Source organism: Flavobacterium odoriferum, assembly GCF_025499515.1.
GTDB lineage: Bacteria > Bacteroidota > Bacteroidia > Flavobacteriales > Flavobacteriaceae > Flavobacterium > Flavobacterium odoriferum.
In genome coordinates, this window is record NZ_JAMKFA010000001.1 from 373,350 (window position 1) to 394,586 (window position 21,237).

General features: G+C 30.0%; 19 protein-coding genes. 4 read left to right on the forward strand and 15 right to left on the reverse strand.

Going from position 1 to position 21,237, the window contains the following annotated elements; all coding sequences use genetic code 11:
- The first annotated feature begins 68 nt into the window (after positions 1 to 68).
- Positions 69 to 2,300 (forward strand): beta strand repeat-containing protein, encoded by a 2,232-nt coding sequence (locus M9Q43_RS01770; protein ID WP_262317260.1) that lies wholly within the window; start codon positions 69 to 71, stop codon positions 2,298 to 2,300.
- Between the two features lie 32 nt (positions 2,301 to 2,332).
- Here M9Q43_RS01770 and M9Q43_RS01775 read toward each other — a convergent pair whose 3' ends face one another.
- A complete protein-coding gene (locus M9Q43_RS01775; RefSeq protein WP_262317261.1) occupies positions 2,333 to 3,370 on the reverse strand; it encodes a glycosyltransferase family 9 protein in 1,038 nt (345 codons plus the stop codon).
- A 10-nt stretch (positions 3,371 to 3,380) separates the two neighbouring features.
- Entirely contained in the window at positions 3,381 to 3,986 is a 606-nt protein-coding gene (locus M9Q43_RS01780) for a DUF4254 domain-containing protein (protein ID WP_262317262.1), read from the reverse strand.
- Positions 3,987 to 4,059: 73 nt separating this feature from the next.
- Here M9Q43_RS01780 and upp point away from each other — a divergent pair, with 73 nt between their 5' ends.
- Positions 4,060 to 4,713, forward strand: coding sequence for a uracil phosphoribosyltransferase (gene upp / locus M9Q43_RS01785; protein WP_262317263.1), 654 nt, complete (start codon positions 4,060 to 4,062; stop codon positions 4,711 to 4,713).
- Here upp and M9Q43_RS01790 read toward each other — a convergent pair.
- Positions 4,708 to 5,637: a DUF6427 family protein gene (locus M9Q43_RS01790; protein ID WP_262317264.1), complete on the reverse strand. Its 930-nt coding sequence runs from the start codon at positions 5,635 to 5,637 to the stop codon at positions 4,708 to 4,710. The two genes, upp and M9Q43_RS01790, sit on opposite strands and share 6 nt — an antisense overlap.
- 46 nt (positions 5,638 to 5,683) lie before the next feature.
- Between M9Q43_RS01790 and M9Q43_RS01795 the strand changes: the two genes are divergently transcribed.
- On the forward strand, positions 5,684 to 5,914 hold the full coding sequence (locus M9Q43_RS01795; protein ID WP_262317265.1) for a DUF6341 family protein: 231 nt from the start codon (positions 5,684 to 5,686) through the stop codon (positions 5,912 to 5,914).
- Between the two features lie 23 nt (positions 5,915 to 5,937).
- On the opposite strand, the gene purD is transcribed toward M9Q43_RS01795, so the two are convergent.
- Positions 5,938 to 7,209 (reverse strand): phosphoribosylamine--glycine ligase, encoded by a 1,272-nt coding sequence (purD, locus tag M9Q43_RS01800; protein ID WP_262317266.1) that lies wholly within the window; start codon positions 7,207 to 7,209, stop codon positions 5,938 to 5,940.
- 112 nt (positions 7,210 to 7,321) lie between these two features.
- On the opposite strand from purD, the gene M9Q43_RS01805 reads away from it, so the two are divergent.
- Positions 7,322 to 8,632: a phenylacetate--CoA ligase family protein gene (locus M9Q43_RS01805; RefSeq protein ID WP_262317267.1), complete on the forward strand. Its 1,311-nt coding sequence runs from the start codon at positions 7,322 to 7,324 to the stop codon at positions 8,630 to 8,632.
- Here M9Q43_RS01805 and M9Q43_RS01810 read toward each other — a convergent pair.
- From M9Q43_RS01810 to M9Q43_RS01860, 11 genes are all read right to left on the reverse strand, one after another.
- Positions 8,629 to 9,381, reverse strand: a complete 753-nt coding sequence (locus M9Q43_RS01810; RefSeq protein WP_262317268.1) for a glycosyltransferase family 2 protein — start codon at positions 9,379 to 9,381, stop codon at positions 8,629 to 8,631. The genes M9Q43_RS01805 and M9Q43_RS01810 overlap by 4 nt on opposite strands.
- Positions 9,381 to 10,733: an undecaprenyl-phosphate glucose phosphotransferase gene (locus M9Q43_RS01815; RefSeq protein WP_262317269.1), complete on the reverse strand. Its 1,353-nt coding sequence runs from the start codon at positions 10,731 to 10,733 to the stop codon at positions 9,381 to 9,383. The genes M9Q43_RS01810 and M9Q43_RS01815 overlap by 1 nt, the downstream gene beginning before the upstream one ends.
- A complete protein-coding gene (locus M9Q43_RS01820; RefSeq protein WP_262317270.1) occupies positions 10,734 to 11,717 on the reverse strand; it encodes a UDP-glucuronic acid decarboxylase family protein in 984 nt (327 codons plus the stop codon).
- A 1-nt stretch (position 11,718) separates the two neighbouring features.
- A complete protein-coding gene (locus M9Q43_RS01825; RefSeq protein ID WP_262317271.1) occupies positions 11,719 to 13,053 on the reverse strand; it encodes an O-antigen ligase family protein in 1,335 nt (444 codons plus the stop codon).
- Complete coding sequence (locus M9Q43_RS01830) at positions 12,995 to 14,101, reverse strand: DUF1972 domain-containing protein (protein ID WP_262317272.1); 1,107 nt, start codon at positions 14,099 to 14,101, stop codon at positions 12,995 to 12,997. The genes M9Q43_RS01825 and M9Q43_RS01830 overlap by 59 nt, the downstream gene beginning before the upstream one ends.
- A gap of 67 nt (positions 14,102 to 14,168) precedes the next feature.
- Complete coding sequence (locus M9Q43_RS01835; protein WP_262317273.1) at positions 14,169 to 15,338, reverse strand: glycosyltransferase family 4 protein; 1,170 nt, start codon at positions 15,336 to 15,338, stop codon at positions 14,169 to 14,171.
- Positions 15,339 to 15,429: 91 nt separating this feature from the next.
- Complete coding sequence (locus M9Q43_RS01840) at positions 15,430 to 16,698, reverse strand: hypothetical protein (protein WP_262317274.1); 1,269 nt, start codon at positions 16,696 to 16,698, stop codon at positions 15,430 to 15,432.
- On the reverse strand, positions 16,688 to 17,959 hold the full coding sequence (locus tag M9Q43_RS01845; RefSeq protein WP_262317275.1) for an oligosaccharide flippase family protein: 1,272 nt from the start codon (positions 17,957 to 17,959) through the stop codon (positions 16,688 to 16,690). Before M9Q43_RS01845 ends, M9Q43_RS01840 begins: the two co-directional genes overlap by 11 nt.
- 82 nt (positions 17,960 to 18,041) lie before the next feature.
- Positions 18,042 to 18,593, reverse strand: coding sequence for a hypothetical protein (locus tag M9Q43_RS01850; protein WP_262317276.1), 552 nt, complete (start codon positions 18,591 to 18,593; stop codon positions 18,042 to 18,044).
- 35 nt (positions 18,594 to 18,628) lie between these two features.
- Positions 18,629 to 20,380 (reverse strand): glycosyltransferase family 39 protein, encoded by a 1,752-nt coding sequence (locus M9Q43_RS01855; protein ID WP_262317277.1) that lies wholly within the window; start codon positions 20,378 to 20,380, stop codon positions 18,629 to 18,631.
- 89 nt (positions 20,381 to 20,469) lie between these two features.
- Positions 20,470 to 21,234 (reverse strand): class I SAM-dependent methyltransferase, encoded by a 765-nt coding sequence (locus M9Q43_RS01860; RefSeq protein WP_262317278.1) that lies wholly within the window; start codon positions 21,232 to 21,234, stop codon positions 20,470 to 20,472.
- Positions 21,235 to 21,237: the final 3 nt, after the last annotated feature.

The following is a 21,237-nucleotide window of genomic DNA, read 5'->3' on the forward strand; positions in this document are numbered from 1 at the left end:
AAACATATAGTATTTTCTTATCATTTTCAACAGGAGTAGTTTTGACCTGCATCAAAATACAAATGATTATGAAAAAAATCTTATTAACAATTATCGCTTTTTACACATTACAATCTTTTGCACAAGTTGGAATTGGAACAACTAATCCACATGCAAGTTCAATTTTAGATCTAACTAGTACAACCCAAGGATTTCTTGTGCCTAGATTAACCACAGCTCAACGTGATGCTATTGCTTCACCAGCTAATGGATTAATGATTTACAACACCACAATTAATTGTTTCCAATATTACAAAAGTTCTGCTTGGAATTCACTTTGTGACGCCACTATTTCAATTTTAAATTGTGCTGGAGTAACAGCAAGTCCAGGCGCAGTTGGTGTGAGTTATTCTGGAAATGCTACTATTCCTTATACTGGAGGAAATGGAGGTTCATATCCTTTAGGCTTTCCAATTACTTCCACAGGAGTTACAGGTTTAACCGCAACTTTACAAGGAGGAACGCTAACCAACGGAATAGGAAATTTAACTTATGTTATTTCGGGAACACCAACTTCAAGCGGAACAGCTAATTTTGCAATTTCTTTTGGAGGATTAAGTTGTTCTTTTTCTATAACTGTTAACGGTCCTACTATTGCTTTTATTCCTTGTACTGCTCCTTTCACAGTTACACCAGCCGGAAATGGAATTGCAGGTTTACCTTACAATAAAACAGTAACCGTTCCTTACTCTGGCGGAAATGGTGTGGCTTATTCCGCCGGAACACCAATTGTTTCAACAGGAGTTACAGGATTAACAGCAACTTTAAATGCAGGAACTTTAGCAACTGGTGCTGGAAATTTCACTTTTACTATAACAGGAACTCCCGACCCATTTGTCTCAGCAGCAACAACAGCCACTGCAACATTTCCATTTACATTTGATGGTAAGAGTTGTAGTTTCACTGTAACTATCAATAAAGCTAGTATTGCCCCTATAACATGTTCAACAGCTGTTGTGGAAAATCCAGCAACTGGAATTAATGGTTCGCCTTACACAGGAACTATTACGGTGACATATCCTGCTGGTGGAAATGGTGGTGGTTATGATGCTCAAAGTATTCCTTCAACTGGAGTTACCGGATTAACCGCAACAATTGCTGCTGCATTTACAAACCCTACTGGTGGAACATTGGTTTTTAATGTTAACGGAACTCCTTCTGGAACTGGTAATGCACAATTTAATTTGAGTAATTTTATTACCAATTTAGGATGTTCTGGTTCCAATGTTCAAATTGTAATTAGTGGAAGTCCGACAGTAACCGGTTTGAACTGTAGTGGAGCAACACACTCTCCAGTAACTGCAACACAATTTAGCACATATTCGGGTACAACCACGTTACCTTATACCGGAGGAAATGGTGTAGCTTATCCAACCCAAACCATAAACTCAACAGGTGTTACTGGATTAACCGCAACTTTAACACCTGGAACTTTGGCTTTAGGAAATGGGAACTTAAGTTTTATAGTTTCAGGAACTCCTACTTCCTCAGGATTAGCAAGTTTTGCCATCACATTTGGAGGACAAACTTGTGTCTTTTCAATTCGTGTGAACGGAAGAGTAATTTCGATAAAATACATTGATGGAAGTGCTTATAATGCTACTTCTCCTTTCGGCCAACAAACGGTTCCACAAAATTATGGTCCAACGGGAATTTTTAATACCATTGGCGGAATTTTACATGATGATTACATTACCACTTTTAATGGTGGAATTTCTCCTTTAACCATGCGAAATACAATTGACATTGTAGCTTGTGGACCGAACAAAACTACAGGTTCAAGAAGTTTAGCCGATTGTCAAAGAATTCGAGATTATGTGGCTTTGGGCGGAATTGCAATTATTACTTTAGATGCGAATGATGGAAATGCAATTACCACTTCAAACAATTATCACACTGCTTTTGGAGGAACAGGAACTTTTATTGCAGGCGCAAATCCGACGACGGTAAATTCAACTATTCCATTAAGTAGCAGTTATTGGGGAACAGCGAATGCGGGTGTAGCGTTATTAGGAACAGGAGTTAGTGCCGAATTTAATGGAACAACCTACACTTTACCAATAGGCGCTCAAGTATTAGCAACATATCCAAGTGGTAAACCCGCTATTTGGACCTGTGGTGAAGATAATAGGGCTTTATTTATTTGTGATAATGGCTTTTTATTAAGTGCTAATTTCACAACAATTGGTGTTGAAACTGACCAAGAGAAGTTTTTCCACAACTTATTGAAAAATTATATTTTAGTTCATTTAGGATTTTGATGCAAAAAAACCTATAGCTAAAAAGAAAGGAGCTACTTCAGCTCCTTTTCTATTTTATCTACAATTGTATTGGGTAAAATCGTTTGCATCACATTTTCATAACCTTCTACCTTTTTGTTTCCATAAATAGAAGTTGGTAATAATGGATATTTTTCTCTATCTGAAATCAAACAAAAATCATCAGGTTGATTGAATGGTTTAAAACCGGCATAAGGATGCGTTGCTCCCCAAAGTGTAATGACTTTTACACCCAACATCGCAGCAATATGCGCATTTCCAGAATCCATAGAAAGCATAACGTCTAAATTGGAAATCACTTCTAATTCTTGTTTGAATTTTAGTTTTCCAGCTAAAACGATTACATTTTCGTGTTGGCTTTGTAATTGATTTAGCAATTGAATTTCTTTCTCGCCTCCACCAAATAAGAAGATTTTTTGGTTTTTGTTTTCAGCTAAACCATCAATCACTTTTTGCATTAAATCGATTGGATAGACTTTGCTTTCGTATTGTGCAAAAGGCGCAATTCCAATCCAATTTTGATTTTTTGTTCCTGTGATTGAAAGAATTTGTTCTGATAAAATCGCTTTTTCTGGAAATAATGGATTCGTCAAATCAATTGAAAATCCAAGTTGTTTGAAAGTATCAACATGTCTTTCAACCATTGATTTTACAGGAGCAAAAACTTTGTTTGTTAAACTGGTTAATGCTTTCTTTTCGACTCTTCCTTTATCCGTTGCGGCTACTTTTTTTCCACTTAAAGCGAATAATGTTCGGACAACTTTAGAACGAAGTACATTATGTAAATCGGCAACTGCATCAATATGCAATTTTCGTAAATCGGAAAATAATCGAAGTAAACCTAAGAAACCTTTGTGTCGTTCTTTCAAATCAACTCCAAAGAAATTCACATTCGGAATGCCGTCAAAAAAAGGTTGAAAAAAAGGACGCGAAACTACCGTAATTTTTATTTCTGGATATTGCAAAACTAAGGCTCTCAACACAGGAACTGTCATAGCGACATCACCCATGGCTGAGAGCCTTATTACCAATATGTGTTTTGGTTTAGACATCAAATGATGACTATTTTTTATTTTGATACAACACCGGATTTAACTCCTCATCGTTGTACATTTTCATTTGTTTGTACACTTTCATGTATTTGTCACCCGCTTCAATATCTTCAATTAATTGACTGATTGAAGTAAACATATCGTTTTTTTGGTCTAACAAAACATTCAATTTTTCTTGACATTTTGCTCTGTGTTCCGCTGTTGCTTCAACACGAGTTGCTTCTTCGTTCATGTGGTAAATTTTTAATGCTAAAATCGACAAACGGTCAATTGCCCAAGCTGGACTTTCCGTATTAATTTTTGCATTTGGTTTTACTTGAACATCTTTATATTTATCTAAGAAATAACTATCGATGTATTCCACCATATCCGTACGAACTTGGTTAGAAGCATCAATTTTACGTTTTAAATCTAAAGCTGCAACTGGATCAATATTTGGATCACGAACGATATCTTCATAATGCCATTGCACCGTATCTACCCAATTTTTTGCAAACAACAAATATTCAATAGTTCCTTTTTCGAAAGGATTTACAACTGGTTGATACACATCGTCAACAATGTGATATGTTTTGATACTTTGTTCAAAAATGGGAAATGCAAATTCAGCAAACATAATAATAGCTTTAAAATTGATACAAAAATAGCGATTTTTTGTACTTTTATCCTGAAAATAAAAAATAAATCCAATGCACATTCATTATATCTCAGAGCAAAACAGTATTCTTAATCATTTTTTAGCGCAAATTCGCGATGTGAACATCCAAAAAGACAGCATGCGTTTTAGAAAAAATATTGAGCGTATTGGAGAAATAATGGCATATGAATTAAGTAAAACACTTGATTACAAAGAAATTGATGTGCAAACACCATTAGGAATTAAACACACGACAACCATTGCCGAACCTGTAGTTTTATGTTCGATTTTACGTGCTGGTTTAGCGTTACATCAAGGCTTTATGAGCTTTTTTGATAATGCAGAAAACGGATTTGTTTCGGCTTACCGTCATCATTATAACAACGATGACAAATTTGAAATTTTGGTAGAATATCAAGCAGCTCCGTCATTTGAAGGAAAAAATTTGATTTTAATTGATCCGATGTTAGCTACTGGACAATCGTTAGTGGCGGTTTTACATAAATTGCATTTAGAACACCAACCTAAAGAAATTCATATTGCTGTCGTGATTGCAACTCCAGAAGGTATTCAGTATTTAGAAGAGAATGTACCTTCGAATTGTCATTTATGGGTAGCGGCTTTAGATGAAAAATTGAATGAGCACAATTACATTGTTCCAGGTTTAGGTGATGCTGGAGATTTGGCATACGGAATTAAATTATAATTGCATTATAAAAAAGAAAACACCAAAAGCCACTAAAGAATAAACAACGATTTCTTTTACCCAATTATTTTCAATTTTTTCGATAAAATTAGCTCCTATGATTGCCAACGGTGCAAAACAGAAAGCTAAACTTCCATTATTCTTATTTGCCGAAAGCACATAAATTCCAACCCCTAAAATAAAAGAAAATAAAATGGTTTTGTGAGAAGATTGCATGTTCAATGCCTTATTAGGAATATCAAAAACATGCAAAAAAAAGGCAAATAAACTTATTGAGGCAAAAACTGCCAAAGCAATTCGTTGATAAACATTATCGAAATAATAAAAATCAAAACTAATATACGTTTTGCTCAATAGCGTACTCATTAGGCCATTGTCTAATAAACTATTTGCAAGAAAAAATAAGATTGTAACGGCAAGCAATGCGATAAAAGGAATAATCCAGTTTCGGTAATCTTTAGAAACGTGGAGAATAATCGCAATAAAAACTAAAACAATATAAAAAATACTCCAAAAGTGAAATAATGCGGCTAAAAGAATCCAAAATGAAGCGTCAAAAATTTTTTCCTTAGTGGATAAAAGTGACTTTAACGAAATTAATCTTCTCAATGCCAATAGCAATAAAAAATTTGAAATTATAATGTTCTTATTCTGAAAAACAGAAGAGAAAAAAAGCAAGAAAACAAAAAACAACAATAACGCGTAATTATTTCCTTTGGTCAAACCATTCTTCAACGCAATAAAGTTGGTTAAAAAAACAGAACCCAAAACCAACAGAAACAAACCAAGCTCTTCGGCATAATAAACCCACGTAGCATCAGCGGAAGCAGTCGAAATAGTCTTTAAAATAAAGAACACTAACGACAAAATTCCGATAACTAAATAATTAAATGGTCTTGTTTTACTAAAAACACTTGCTATCATGCGAATATTTTATATTTTTGTGGTGTAAATATAATACTTTATCAAAATGAAATCATTTTTTGAAGGAATACAATCACTTTTCGTAGATTTTTTATTCTTACCAATGGATTGGTTAAGAGAACTTGAATTAACTAACTGGTGGACTGCAAATATTATCAATTGGGTATTTATTCTTATTTGTTGTGGTGCAATGACATATTGGATTAAGCAATTGAACATCTTCAAAGCAAACAATGAAGATGAGCAAGATACAACTGCACACTCGTTTTTAAAATAATCTAAAGATATATTAGCAAGGAATTATAAATCCTTACCAATATCTCTTCTAAAATACATCTTATCAAATTGTAGCTTAGCTATACTTTGATAAGATTTTTTTATGGCTTCCTCAAAGTCATTTCCGTAAGACGTTACCGCAATTACGCGACCTCCATTTGTCACAACTTTCCCATTTTCTAATTTTGTTCCGGCATGAAATGGAATAGAATCGGTGATGTTTTCCAATCCAAAAATTTCTTTTCCTTTTTCATAGTCTTCTGGATAACCTCCTGAAACCACCATGATAGTTGTAGCGGCTCTTTCATCGATTTCCAATGTGATTTTATCTAATTCTTGATTTCCAATCGCTTCAAAAATTTCGACTAAATCACTTTTTAATCTTGGCATTACCACTTCCGTTTCTGGATCGCCCATACGAACGTTGTATTCGATAACCATAGGTTCGCCTTTCACGTTGATTAATCCGATAAAAACAAAGCCTTTGTATTCTATTCCGTCTTTTTGTAAACCAGCGATAGTTGGTTTTACAATTCGGGTTTCAATTTTTTCTAATAAAACTGCATCCGCAAATGGAACTGGAGATACCGCACCCATTCCACCTGTGTTTAATCCAGTATCGCCTTCTCCGATTCGTTTGTAATCTTTTGCTGTTGGTAATACTTTATATGATTTTCCATCAGTTAAAACGAAACAACTTAATTCGATTCCGTCTAAAAATTCTTCGATAACTACTTTTGAACTCGCTTCTCCAAATTTAGCTCCCACTAACATATTTCGTAACTCCGTTTTAGCTTCTTCTAAATCCGATAAGATTAAAACGCCTTTTCCTGCAGCTAATCCGTCTGCTTTTAAAACGTAAGGAGCTTCAAGTGTTTCTAAAAAAGCACACCCATTTTCAACCGTTTCTTTAGTGAAACTTTCGTAACGAGCAGTTGGAATATTGTGTTTTACTAAAAATTCTTTGGCAAATTCTTTACTTCCTTCTAATTGCGCTCCCACTTTTGATGGTCCAATTACAGGAATATGATTGATTTGAGCATCATTTTTGAAGAAATCGTAAATTCCTAAAACCAATGGATCTTCTGGTCCAACAACCACCAGTGCTACTTTTTCTTGTAAAACAAAAGCTTTAACAGCATCAAAATCATTCGGATTTAAATCCACGTTTTTTGCAATGGTTGCTGTTCCTGCATTTCCAGGCGCAACAAAAAGAGAAGTACATTTTGAAGATTGAAGCATTTTCCAAGCCAGCGCGTGTTCGCGACCGCCAGAACCAAGTAGTAAAATAGTCATTTTGTGTGTTGTTATGTTGTTTGGCAAAAGTACTATTTCTTAAGAAGAAAGAAAAAAGAAAAAAGAAGAAAGATTATTTTCAGATTTATTACTTTTGGATAAATTCCAACGAATGTTCAACTTGTTTCATCTTTCTTTAAAATTAAACGGTTTTCCGATTGAGAAAGCTCAGACTGATTTTGAGAAAATTCTACAAATTTCAGAAACAGATTATCCCGATTATCTCGAAACTAAAAAGCGAGAAATTGTGGAATTTCATTTGAAAAACAACACTTTTTATCAAAATTTAGTTGGAAAAGAAACTTTTGATAATTGGAACGATTTACCAGTTTTGACCAAAAAAGATTTACAAAAACCGTTAAAAGATAGACTTTCAAAAGGCTATTCCGAAAAAACTGTTTTTGTAAATAAAACTTCGGGTTCGAGTGGCAATCCGTTTGTGTTTGCTAAGAATAAAGAAGCGCATGCCATAACTTGGGCTTCGATTATTCATCGTTTTGGTTGGTATGGTGTTGATTTCAATTCGTCGTATCAAGCGCGTTTTTATGGTATTCCGTTGGATTTTATTGGGTACAGAAAAGAACGTTTAAAGGACTTTTTAAGCAAAAGATATCGTTTTCCAATTTTTGATTTATCAGATAAAATATTAGATAGTGTTTTGGAACATTTTAAAACCAAAAAGTTTGATTATATCAATGGTTACACGAGTTCGATTGTGCTTTTTGGAAAATATTTACAAGCACGAAACATCATTTTAACCGATGTTTGTCCAACGTTGAAAGTTTGCATGGTGACTTCGGAAATGTTGTTTGAAGAAGATAAAATTTTATTGGAAAAACATTTAGGAATTCCAATTGTGAATGAATATGGCGCTTCGGAATTGGATTTAATTGCTTTTCAAAATCCGAATGACGAATGGCAAGTGAATGCAGAAACCTTGTTTGTGGAGATTTTAGATGAAAATAATCAACCAGTTCCGTATGGAAAAGAAGGAAAAGTGGTGATTACTTCCTTATATAACAAAGCGCATCCATTTATTCGATATGAAATTGGTGATGTTGGGATTTTAGATGAAAAAAGTACGTTAAAAAACCCCATTCTGAAAAAATTAATTGGAAGAACCAGCGATGTGGCACTTTTACCAAGTGGAAAAAAATCACCAGGATTAACGTTTTACTACGTAACCAAAAGTATTATTGAAGACGATGGAAACGTAAAAGAATTCATCGTACGCCAAACAAAATTGGATAGTTTTGAAATTGATTATGTGAGTTCGGTAGAATTAACTTCAGAACAAATTCAAGAAATTGAAAAAGCTATTGCGAAATATTTAGAACCAGGATTGCATTTTACTTACAACCGAAAAGCAGTTTTAGAACGCACCAAAAGAGGAAAATTGAAGCAATTTCAGTCTATGCTTTAATTTCTATACTTCATAAAACCTTTATACATCCAATGTAACATATAATATGCCGATTGAAAAACATTGAAGTTTTCAACTTGTCTATAAAATTGCCATTGGTATTTAATTAAATCCGATTTTTTTCTAGAAAGCGAATTTTCTCTGATTCTATAAATCGCCTGTGTTTCTTGGATTCCGTGTGCGAATGGAATCACTTTTAAATAGTTCAACCACAATCCCATATCTTGACGTTTACGGATTAATGGCATATACTTTTTACCTAACTTTTTAATGTCTAAAAAAGCAGTTAAACAACTTATGGAATTAGATTTTAGAATATCGGTATACGAAACTTTATTGGGAACAATAAAATCAGAATACACAAATTCTAATTGTTCATTGGCTCTTCTGTAAGATGAAAACACGAATGGAATTCCAGTTTCGTTAATGGTTTTAATGTTGTTTTCGATGAAAGTTGGAAACCAGATATCATCGGCATCAATAAATGTCATATAATCTCCTGATGCTTTTTCAATTCCAGTATTTCGAGCAACAGCTGGTCCTGAATTTTGACTCAATTTATGAAATTGGATGCGATTATCATTTTCTATAATAGATAAAACTACGTTTTCAGTTTCATCAGAAGAACCATCATCTACAATAATCATTTCCCAATTTGAATAGGTTTGACTTTGCACAGATTGTATGGTTTCAGCAATAAATTTTGCAGAATTATAGGACGGTGTGATTATTGAAACTAAAGCATTCATTAGTAGGCTTTTTTCTCACCTTTTATGGCATTAATTACAGTAGCAAAAATAATTTTAATATCTAACAATAGCGACCAGTTTTCTAAATAGAAAATATCGTATTTTACTCTATTAATAATGTCTTTCTCTGTTTCAACCTCTCCTCTAAATCCGTTGGTTTGGGCTAATCCTGTTATTCCTGGCTTTATGAAATGTCTTACCATAAATTTATCAACGCTTTTTGCGTACATTTCTGTGTGACTTACCATGTGAGGTCTTGGTCCAACTACCGACATATCTCCTAACAAAACATTAAAAAACTGAGGCAATTCATCAATACTTGTTTTACGAATAAACTTACCAACTCTTGTAATTCTTGGGTCGTTTTTTTGTACTTGTTCTAAATCTGCTATTGGATTTAAATGCATAGAACGGAATTTATAACAATAGAATTCTTCGTAGTTTAATCCATTTCTTTTTTGTTTGAAAAAAATTGGTCCTTTTGATTCTAACAAAATAAGGATTGCAATTAATGGGGTTAACCAAGAAAGCAAACAAACAATTATTATTAAAGAAAAAACAACATCAAAAACACGCTTTAATCGTTTATTTACTTCCTTATCCAAAGGAATTTTTCTTAACGAAATAATTGGAATATAATCATAATATTCAACAGCTAAATTTCTTAAAAAGGTATTTTTACTGTCAGGTAAAAATTTTATTGTTTTTAAATTATTGTCTGAAAAATGAATTAAATTATTAATTTCTCTATTTGTAAGCGTACTTATTGAAGCGTATATTTCATCAATTTTATGTTCAATAACATAATTTTTACATTCTCCTAATTCGGTTTTCTTATTTTTTTTTAAATCAAAAACATGGTTTAAATTATATCCATAATCGGGATTGTTTGTGAAAAAATCTTTTAATTCGTCAACGCTTTTTCCGTTACCAATAATGATTACATTTCTGTGATTTCCTCCATATAAAAGACGATATTTTTTTAACAGAAAGAAAATTGAAAATTTTAAAAACCCTACTGAAATAAACGAACAAAGAATATAAAATCCAACTTCATCTGTGGTTACATATTTATACTTATAACCTACATAAGCAAATGTTATTAAACTAATAAAAAAGAATTGCTTTAATAATTTACCTAAAATTTGAAAACCTTTACTGTATCTATACACTTCATAATAACCTGAATAATAAGATATTATTAGCCAAAATATAGTCAAAATGGCATGATAACCAAAATTACTCATAGCAGATCTCATACATAATAATACTAGTAGATTTACGATTAATAAGTCTAAAAATATTATTATGGGTCTAATGTAAACTGAGTATCTTCCGGTTTTGTTTTTCAATTAATGAATGTATTTTGTAAAATCTTTATGCTCTTCTTTTAACAATTCTTCAGACGAAAGTGTCTTAAAATAATCATACGTAATTTTCATGCCTTCGGATCTTGAAACTTTTGCTTCCCAACCTAAAATTTCTTTTGCTTTGGTTGTATCTGGTTGTCTTTGCATAGGGTCGTTAATTGGAAGTGGATGATAAACTACTTTTTGATTAGTCCCAGTTAGTTTAATGATTTCTTCGGCAAAATCTTTAATGGTGATTTCGTCTGGATTTCCAATATTTACAGGTAAATGGTAGTCTGAGTGTAATAATCTGAAAATTCCTTCTACTTGGTCGTCAACATAACAGAATGATCGTGTTTGGCTTCCGTCGCCAAAAATGGTTAAATCTTCACCTCGAAGCGCTTGCCCGATGAATGCAGGAATTACACGACCATCATTTAGTCGCATTCTTGGTCCGTATGTATTAAAAATACGCACAATTCTGGTTTCTACACCATGAAACGTGTGATAAGCCATCGTTATCGATTCTTGAAAACGTTTGGCTTCATCATAAACGCCTCTTGGTCCAATTGTATTTACATTTCCGTAATATTCTTCTGTTTGTGGGTGAACCAATGGATCACCATATACTTCAGATGTAGAAGCTATAAGAATTCTTGCTTTTTTCACACGTGCCAAACCTAATAAATTATGTGTTCCAAGTGAACCCACTTTTAAGGTTTGGATTGGGATCTTTAGATAATCGATTGGACTTGCTGGAGAAGCAAAATGTAAAATATAATCTAATTTGCCTGGAACATGAACGAACTTGGTAATATCATGGTGATAAAATTCGAAGTTTTCATCTTTAAAAAGATGTTCAATATTTTTTAAATCTCCAGTAATTAAATTATCCATTCCGATAACGAAATAACCTTCTTTAATAAATCTATCGCAAAGATGTGAGCCAAGAAAACCTGCTGCACCTGTAATTAATATTCTTTTCATTTTATTTTTTTTCTAATCGGTAGTCCACTTTCATGTTATAAAGACAATAAAAAAGCATAAAAAACAATACTCCTCTTTGTCTCCACAAGAAAGATTCTGTCAAAAATAAGCTTATCATTAAGATTGCAAAAGCAATATGTATAAAATCTTTTGTAGCAAATGCTTTTTTTGTGTTTATAAACAAAATAACAAGTAATAACAAAAATCCGATTACGCCTAGCTCAGCAAAATTTTGCACATATTGATTATGAAAATTGAATTTTCCGTAACCAGGGTAAAGATTATAATACTTTTCTTTTTCTAATAATTTATTCAACGAAGCATTTAATCCAAATCCCTTCCAAAAGATTGCGTCTTCTTCCAAAAACTCTGTAAACATTCTAATTTGGTATACACGAAACGAAGTTCCTGGAAAAAAATCATTATGGGTAAATTTTTCATTATTCCAAGCTTCATAAATGCTTATATTATTAACTCCTACTTCATTGTTTACTTTTACATTATGTGATAAACTTTTCTCAGTATTACTAGTAAATTCAATTAAAAAACGCTCTTTAATTTTTCCAAATGATATGACTACAGCTAAAACTAGTAACAAAATCGTCAAATTTCGTAAACGAAGACGATTGGCTACTTTTGAATAGAAAAAAATCTGAATTAGGATTAATAAAACAAAGATTAAAATGATGTTTTTAGACGATAATAAAATTACAAAAACAAACAATAAAAGAATAAATAATTGTTCCCATTTAGTTTTATGTTCTTTAATAAAAAAATAAAAAAACGCAACAGCAACATAAACCGAAACATGAATAGCATTTAATAATCTTGGAACTAATCCAGTATCGGTATCATTATCTGGACCATGATAAAAGAAAACACTAGTTTCATTTGTAAGTACATATCGAATGAAAGCACGAATTATAAAAAATACTACATAAAGCAACATTGCATAACTGTAATATTTTAAAATCTTATCTTTTTGTTCTCTTGTAAAAGCAGGAATAATCATAAAAGCCATTGGAACAAGTAACAAAGCAATTTCTTTTGGAATCGCACTTAAAGTTCTTTTAACATCAATTGACCAGAAATAGGAAGTACTCATCCATGCAAACAACAAAATAGGAACTAAATAAACTAAGTAAAATGACAACTTATTTTTTCCAATGTAAAAAAGTGCTGAAATAAAAAAAACGCCCAATAAAATATTGTTGATTGCCATAGAAATTGGCAACGTAATTAACAATAATACAAAAGGAATAAACGCTTTGTTTTGCTTATTTTCTTCTAGAAGATCCTTCCAAACATTGCTTAAAAAGCTGTAAATATTGCTCATTTATTTTTTCCCAATTAAAAGTTGACGCTATTGCAGCATAGTTATTTTCTACGAATTGCAAGTTATCAATTTTTTTGACAGTATTTAAGATTTTTTTAACCTCTTCTGCGTTGGAAAAATAACACGCATTATCCTTCAAAACACCTTTATTAAAATCATTGTTGTGAGCTGCGATTAATGCTTTAGATGCCATGGCTTCTAATAAAGATGGATTTGTTCCTCCAACAGTATGCCCGTGAAAATAAATATTGGAATAATAGCGCAAATTATTAAGATGATCCAAGTTATAAACCGCTCCTAAAAATCGGATATTAGAAAATGCTTCAAATTTATTTTTTAGATAAGTTCCATATTTAGTATTGTGATTTCCAATTACTAAAATTGGTTTTTTATCCTCCGCCATGGCAACTCCTTCTAACACCATGTCCAAATTATTTTCAGGCTCAAAACGCGCCATTATCATGTTGAAATTTTCTTTTTCAACTTGATATTCCTTTAAAATTTCTGGGATTGGATTATTGAAATTATGAGCTCCGTAGGCAATATAAGTACTTTCTTTTTGATATTTTTCTTGAATATACTTTTGAATTCCTATAGAATCTGCAATCAAAAAGTCGCTTTTTTTAATAGCTAATCTTTCGGCAACTTGAAGTGCTTTTTGTACTTTTTTAGAATATTTAGTTCGTTTCCATTCTAAACCATCCATGTTGGTAATAACAATTGCGTTTTTCGGATGAAGTGAATACCAAACTGAACTACTCGTGTATCCTAACTGAAGAATAATATCGAAGTTTCTTTTTCGAGCGTCTAAAATGCAATTTAAATCATAAATGAACTGACCTATGGTTCCTATTTTGTTTTCAGGATCGTAGCAATGTATGATTTTAACACTTTTGAATTCTGTTTCTTTGTATGGATGGCTGTGGGAATTGTACACATACACTTCATGTCCTTGACCCGCAGCATAAGTAGCAAAAAATTCAGCGAATTGTTCAAAACCACCATAATGGTTAGGGATTCCTCGAGTACCTAAAATTCCAATTTTCATTCAAGCAATAAATTTGAAGACAAATATAGTTTTTTGAATAAAAATGCTTGTATAAATTAGATGAAATTTAATTTAATAATTCATCGAAAATTTTCTCAAAATGATTAACATGACTTTCTAATGAAAAAGTAGTGTGAACTCTATTGAATCCATTTTCTCCATATAACATTCGTAACTGTTTGTCTTGTATAAGTTTTTCCAATGCGTTAGAAAGACTATTGTGATTATTTGGCTCAAATAATAAGCCGGTCTCGTTTTGAATAATTATTTCAGTTGGTCCACCATGATTAGAAGCAATAACTGGTTTTTTTGCCAACATAGCTTCAATTACAACCATGCCAAAGGGTTCTGGTTCTGTTGATGGAACAACAGCAATATCAATTGAGTTCCAAAATTTTTCAATTTCTTTTTGGAAAGGAATTAAAACAACTTTACCTTCTAAATCAAACTCTAAAATTTGGTTTTTCAATTCAGTTTCAAAATTCTCTTGATTAGGTGGCGCAGATCCTAAATAAACTAATTTAATATTGTTATATTTTTTAGCTAACAGATTAAAAGATTTTAATAATAATTGTTGTCCTTTCCAACTGTTAATTCTTCCTACAAGAGAAATCACAATTTCGTCTTTAGATGAAAAAAAGAAATTTTCTCGAACCTCTTGTATTTCAAAATCTGTAAAACTTTTAATATTTTTTGTTTCAACACCATTCCAAACAGCTTCTGATTTGTTTGCTAATTTTTGGTTATTTTCAATCCAAAAATTCATAGTTGCTATTGAATCATATACAACTTTATGATTGCAATCTAAAGAAAGGGCTCTCTTAAACAGAAAGTTTAAAATTTTAGGTTTAGCAATAATTTCTTGTACGTGCCATAAATGCTTTATCTTTCTTTTTTTGGCAAATAGTATTCCTATTAAAGCTGCTAATGTATGCGTATAAACAAGCTCAAATTTATATTGTTTGTTTAAAGAATCTAATGCTTTTATTCCTTGATAATACTCTTTAATAAACTTAAAAATGTTTTTTGGAGTAAACATTTTTCTGTAAATTTTTAAAACTGGTGCAATAACAACCTTTATATTATTTTTTTCTAATTCATTTTTTAATGGACCATCAAAAGGCAAAACAATAATTGGTAAATATTCTGTTTTGTCTAATTTGGATAAAAAATAAAGCATGGTTTTATCAGAACCATATAATTCAGCCGATTGGTGTATGATTAATATTGTTTTCATCAATTTTTATTAAATTGTAGCTGTTCTAATTTGGCTTGGAGTAAAGTAAGATAAAATTTTATTTGTAACTTTAAACATGAGAATGAAATAACTATGGTTGAGTATTTATTTCAGATGTTGACGTAATTTCTTTAGAATTCACCAATTGTTTTTTTAAATACTCTCTATATCCTAATAACAATCCTATTAAAATTGACTTACTGTCTAATTTGAGATAGAATCCCATAAAAACCCAACTCGAGATGATTAGAAATATTCCTGAACCTAAAAGCAAATTATTTAAATTGTTAATTTGTATGTCAGTTGAAATTATTTTTTTTCCAATAAGATAAATAGACAACAAATAAAATATAATTCCGAGCAAACCGGACTTCAAAAAGATAGTAGAAAAGGCATTATGTAAAAAAGGATAATAACGCACTCTTGTTTCATCATTATTTAACATATTTACTCCAATATCTACTGTAGAACCTAAACCTTTACCCGAAATAATCGCTTGTGTTCCTCCATAATATACTTGATTCACTGTTTTAATATTTTCAAATGATCTGAAATTGTCATTAAAATCTTTCCAATCCTCTTTATTTATCTTTGTTTTAAAGGCTTCAATTGGTATTATTTTTACCTTATATAAAAATTCATCGGTAAATGAGCCTTTTCTTTTGGGGTTATAATTATAAATTAAAGTGTAGCCTATTAATGTTGCCAAGACAGTAAAACCAATTATTTTTATAGATTTTACAGTTAAACTGAAAAAACCTTTAACCGCTAATACTAAAATTATTAATTGTATAAAATTTGTTCTCGATAAATAACATAAAATTGATGTAGCAACAATTGTTAAGTAAATAAATCGCTTTTGTTTTGATATAGCAATATTAAATTTGGTAGAAAATAAAAGTAAAATAAACACATAGGGTTCAAAATCATTAAAATACCCTCCATAGTGTCTAATTTCTGAAACCGATAATGTTTTATAGGCTAAAATTGAATATAAAATTATTACTAAATGAATAATTGAAAGAAAAACACCACAATTAATAATATAAATTAAAGTGTTATTACCATATTTTTTTGCTAAATTATACCCAAGAGTTAAACCAATAATAGGTTTTAATAAATAAGTAACATCACGAACTTTATTGAAAATTGTTCGGTCATAAAAAAATAATTCTGTTAAAAAACTAATTAGTAATATCGCAATAAAACAACTAATAATGTAAATAAACTGTTTAGAAAAATTAGTCCTTAATGTAATCAAAGCAGTAAATGACCAAACCACAAAAGTAAGCTCATAATTATTAAATAGTAAAACTACTAAACACAATATATACAATAAATAAGTTTTTTTAAACTTCATGAATGTTGCTGTTATTAGATAAAATTCTGTGTTTAAATGTTAATACTAATAAAATAAGTAAAGTCACTATTTCTACAAAAATAAAAGAATAAAAAACGCCAAACAAACTATATTTTTCATAAACCAAAGAAATAATAATTAGATTTAGAATCGACATTGCAATAATAATCCTTGAAAATATCTTTTCGTAGTGTAACGCCAATAGTAATTGCTTAAATGCATATACAATAAAAAACACCATTGGATAAATTAAAGCTATTTGCAATAAGCTACTTACATATTCTTCATTCATAATATGGTAAAAATCTACAATTTCATAACTAAACCAAAATAAAAAAATTAGTAACGACGATAAAAAAATAAAATTAATTGTGTTAAAGATTTTCCAACTGTTTATAGCTTCTTTAGCATTCGTATCGAATTCAAAACAAATTTTTGGATAGATAAAATTAAAGCTTAACAGAATGTACGTTTTGAATATAGAAATAATTTGATCTACAATCCTAAATTGCCCAACTTGAATGGATGTGCCAAAATAATTTATTAATAGAATTGGGGAGTATAATTGCATCCAAATAAACGTTTGCGACAAAACATATGTTTTATTTGCAAACATATAGTTATACAATTCTGAAAGTTTAATTGGAACTAAAACAAATTCAAATTGTTTGTTTAAAACAAAAAAGAATACAATTCCTGCAATAAAAACACTTAAACCAAAAGCTAAATTTATATATACATAATCTGATTTTTGATCTAAAAAAAAGAATATAAGAATAATATAAATGCTTTTGGAAAGTATGCTATAATAAGAAAATAGATTAAATTTTTCTAACCCTTGAAAAATCCATAATGGATTTGCAATTTGCGCCATAAAAACTGGAAAACTAAAATAAAATAGTTCTTTGTTTTTATAAAAAAAATCTATATAGTTTATAACAATTAGAAAAATAATACTTAATAAAATAGTAAAAAAGCACTTAATATAAACGACTCGAGAAATGATGTAATTTCTTTTATCAACATTATCTCTATTAATCGAAATATCTTTTACGCCTAAAATATCGCAACCAAAATCGATAAAAACAATGATAAAAAAAGCAATAGACAATCCTATTGCTGATTTACCGAAGTTTTCCTCTCCACATTTTAATATAATGTACGGAATTACAATAAATGGAGCTATTACATTAAAACCCTGCCCAATACCATATTGTATCAGTTTTTTAATTTGAGCATTTCCCATTAACGTTTTAAGCATATTGACGTAGTGCTTTATATAATTCATAAAAAAAGCTATAATTTTTTTAAATCATAGCTTTTTTTTATTTTTAGAAAGTAAACTATTTTACAATTTTCTGGATTTCATCGTATAATCGTTTTTCAGAAGTTCCTAGAGGATCGTGAACATCACCCATTGTTATAGGTTTTATTATTCCATTTTCAACATCAACATTAGCTGTTTTAGGTTCAATCAATATTAGTTTAAAAAACTCACTTGCGTTAGCTTGGAACACTTTTCCAAAATAACTCATTTTAAAACTATTTACTTTTACCTCCGTTTGTTCTTTATTTACACCAAAATCCATTCTTATATAATCTGGAATTACACCATCAGGTAATCTAAAAACAATATCCTGAGGTTTGTCGCTTCCTTTAAACTCTGTAAATAGTGAATTAACTTCTTCATATTTACCCATTTCTTCGTTTTTATAATAAACTTGAAAACTGTCATCTTTTAATACAGTTGCGTTTAAAGTAATTGTAAATACTGTATCTTGTTTAACTTCTGCAGAACCTTCCGTTGAAACGCTCTCTTTTTCAGACACTTCATTATTTTTACATGAAACAAAAGTTGTAACAAAAACAAGGGATAATAATACTATTTTTTTCATATGTTTATTTAATTTCTTTGCAAATTTAATTTTTTTTATTTAATATCAATTACTTTATCAGTAATTAATAAACCTTCTTTTTTTTCGTTTTTTATATATATACCTAATCTATAAACACCTTTATTTAATCCTTTTTTCAATAGTTTTAAATCAAAGCCTGAATTATTATAATCGATGTTACAATTTTCTGTTGCTGTAATATCAGGCCTATTAATTAATGTAGTCAAAACTATTTTATTTTGATTATCATTCAAAAACACTAAATAAATATCACTGTTTTTAGAATCAATTTTTTCTAGAAAAGACCACCCTACAATTTTAATTGAATCATTTTGAATGTCAAATTTTTCAATCCAAGCCTTTATTTTATTTCCATAATTTGGCTTTGTAAAAGGCTTGAATTTGTCTATTTTAATATCGTTTTTAATTAACTTTTTTGGAGTAAATCTTTTTGCCCAAGCATCATAACCTTCAAAATTTTTATCTACAACGTAATTGTCATTAAAAAATTGTTCATTCTCTTTACTTATTTCAAATTTATTACCATGGGAATTGATATACCAAAATGGAGCAAGCAAAGTTGTGTCATTTTTTGTTTCGCTGATTATGCTGTTGAAAGGTTTATCAATAATTTTTGGTTCATTAAAAAAGTAATTAAAATACCATGATAAAGATGAATAAATAATCTCATTAGGCTTTGAGTTGCTTTTTACAAATTCTGAAGCTTCTCTGAATTGAGATTTATTAGGTTGTGTATAATATTTCTTTACGATAATAATATCAGATAATGAAAAAACAAATAGTATTGAAATCATTCCATATTTTACTGTTTTATTATTTATCATTGATAAAGCAATACTAATCATGATAAGTACAGCTGGCAAAATATTTATAAAATATCTGTTAACCAACATTGGTAAACTAGTGTAAGTTCTTATTAGAGGTATAATTATCGTAATTAGAATCCATAAAAAAAGTACAATAAAGCTAAAAATATTTTTATCTTCAATTGGGTTGATTGTATTTTTTTGATTTTCATCAAACAATTTAATAAAATAAAAAATAATTAATGGAACGATAAAAAACAAGACTGTTTCAGATTGCCCAAAAAAGTCTTTGAAAAACTGAGTATAAACATCTAAACTAGGCATTTGAATCCAAATGGATTTCATTTCAGTTGTTTTTAATATGAGCTTATATGTGGGAATATACAATAGTATTGTCATTAATCCTGAAATCAAACTATATTTAAAAAACCTTGCTCTTGATATATTGAAAGGGAAAATTATGTAATACAACAAGATTATATACTGAGCAAATAATGTAAAAACTGCAAAAAAATGACTATAAATCATTAATGTTGAAACGAATCCAAAAATCAGTGTGTTTTTTAATGTTGGTGTTTTAATTAATCTAGTTAAATAGTAAAAAGAAAGTGTCGTTGTAAGAAACAAAAGTCCGTACATTCTAGCATCTTGGGAATAATAAATATGAAAGTAATTTACAGATAATAATATCATTGCATATATTCCTACTTTTTTAGAAAACAATTCTTTCCCTAACAAATAAATCGAATATAATCCAGCTATTCCTATTATTGCTGAGACCATTCTAGCGATGAATGTTGAGTATCCAAATATTTTAAAAACAACATTCATTATAAAAAAGTATAATGGTGGATGAGGTTCTGCAATTAATAAAGCATCATGAACTTCATTAAAAGATAATTTTGGATTTGCTTCGTTAAGTGTATGAATTTCATCTAACCAAGGGCTTTGAAAGTTCAAATGATAAAGTCTTAAAAAAGACCCTATTATTAAAAATAAAAATATTACTTTATTTGATTTAATTAGGTTTATTAAATTTCTAAACATTTTTAATTTTTTTTCCAATTATACAAAATAGACACCCCAAAAGGAAATTTCTTTTTTCTATTGATAAAACCGCTCTCAAATGACATAACTTTATAAAGAATCGTATTTAAAATTCCTGGTTTAAAAGCTTCAAAATCACTTCCAGATCCTTTTCTTTTTTGACCTAATTTTAAAAAATTACTAACTTTTCTAAAAAAATAAATAGGTAAAAAGAGAAATGAATTAAAATAAGTATCAAAGACTTTATTTCCGTCATTTGTAGAATCGAAAAGTTGATTTATCTCCTTGATTTTATATCTCTTAAAATGATGATTAATAACATCGTGATGGCTCCACAAGCTCATGAAAGCTGGAACGGTAATTAATATTAATGATCCGTTCTTTGTAACTCGTTTTAACTCATTAACCGCCAATTGGTCGTCTTCAACATGTTCTATAACATCAAAAGCACAAACTAAATCAAAAGAATTATCGCTAAAAGGTAATTCTGTAATTGAGCCGTTGATGATTTCTAATCCTGTTTTTTCAGAAGCAAATTCACAACAAAATTTATCATATTCTATGGAGGTAACTTTGCCAAACTTAGATAAATATTCAGAACTTCTTCCTGGACCACAACCTACATTGAGTATTTTTAAATCTGCTGAAGGAAGCTTTTCTTGCTTAATTAATTGTTGAATATAATTAGACAATATTCCTTCTCTTGCAACAAACCACCAATGATTTCTTTCAAGTTCATAATATTCTTTATAATAATCGTGTTGCATTCT

What these genes read in the sequence shown, in the direction of transcription:
- M9Q43_RS01860 (WP_262317278.1), bottom strand. Translation starts at nt 21,234, where the DNA reads ATGCAACACGATTATTATAAAGAATATTATGAACTTGAAAGAAATCAT.
- M9Q43_RS01850 (WP_262317276.1), bottom strand. Translation starts at nt 18,593, where the DNA reads ATGAAAAAAATAGTATTATTATCCCTTGTTTTTGTTACAACTTTTGTT.
- M9Q43_RS01805 (WP_262317267.1), top strand. Translation starts at nt 7,322, where the DNA reads ATGTTCAACTTGTTTCATCTTTCTTTAAAATTAAACGGTTTTCCGATT.
- M9Q43_RS01780 (WP_262317262.1), bottom strand. Translation starts at nt 3,986, where the DNA reads ATGTTTGCTGAATTTGCATTTCCCATTTTTGAACAAAGTATCAAAACA.
- M9Q43_RS01770 (WP_262317260.1), top strand. Translation starts at nt 69, where the DNA reads ATGAAAAAAATCTTATTAACAATTATCGCTTTTTACACATTACAATCT.
- M9Q43_RS01790 (WP_262317264.1), bottom strand. Translation starts at nt 5,637, where the DNA reads ATGATAGCAAGTGTTTTTAGTAAAACAAGACCATTTAATTATTTAGTT.
- purD (WP_262317266.1), bottom strand. Translation starts at nt 7,209, where the DNA reads ATGACTATTTTACTACTTGGTTCTGGCGGTCGCGAACACGCGCTGGCT.
- M9Q43_RS01825 (WP_262317271.1), bottom strand. Translation starts at nt 13,053, where the DNA reads ATGAGCAATATTTACAGCTTTTTAAGCAATGTTTGGAAGGATCTTCTA.
- M9Q43_RS01810 (WP_262317268.1), bottom strand. Translation starts at nt 9,381, where the DNA reads ATGAATGCTTTAGTTTCAATAATCACACCGTCCTATAATTCTGCAAAA.
- M9Q43_RS01830 (WP_262317272.1), bottom strand. Translation starts at nt 14,101, where the DNA reads ATGAAAATTGGAATTTTAGGTACTCGAGGAATCCCTAACCATTATGGT.
- M9Q43_RS01795 (WP_262317265.1), top strand. Translation starts at nt 5,684, where the DNA reads ATGAAATCATTTTTTGAAGGAATACAATCACTTTTCGTAGATTTTTTA.
- M9Q43_RS01835 (WP_262317273.1), bottom strand. Translation starts at nt 15,338, where the DNA reads ATGAAAACAATATTAATCATACACCAATCGGCTGAATTATATGGTTCT.
- upp (WP_262317263.1), top strand. Translation starts at nt 4,060, where the DNA reads ATGCACATTCATTATATCTCAGAGCAAAACAGTATTCTTAATCATTTT.
- M9Q43_RS01775 (WP_262317261.1), bottom strand. Translation starts at nt 3,370, where the DNA reads ATGTCTAAACCAAAACACATATTGGTAATAAGGCTCTCAGCCATGGGT.
- M9Q43_RS01845 (WP_262317275.1), bottom strand. Translation starts at nt 17,959, where the DNA reads ATGCTTAAAACGTTAATGGGAAATGCTCAAATTAAAAAACTGATACAA.
- M9Q43_RS01820 (WP_262317270.1), bottom strand. Translation starts at nt 11,717, where the DNA reads ATGAAAAGAATATTAATTACAGGTGCAGCAGGTTTTCTTGGCTCACAT.
- M9Q43_RS01840 (WP_262317274.1), bottom strand. Translation starts at nt 16,698, where the DNA reads ATGAAGTTTAAAAAAACTTATTTATTGTATATATTGTGTTTAGTAGTT.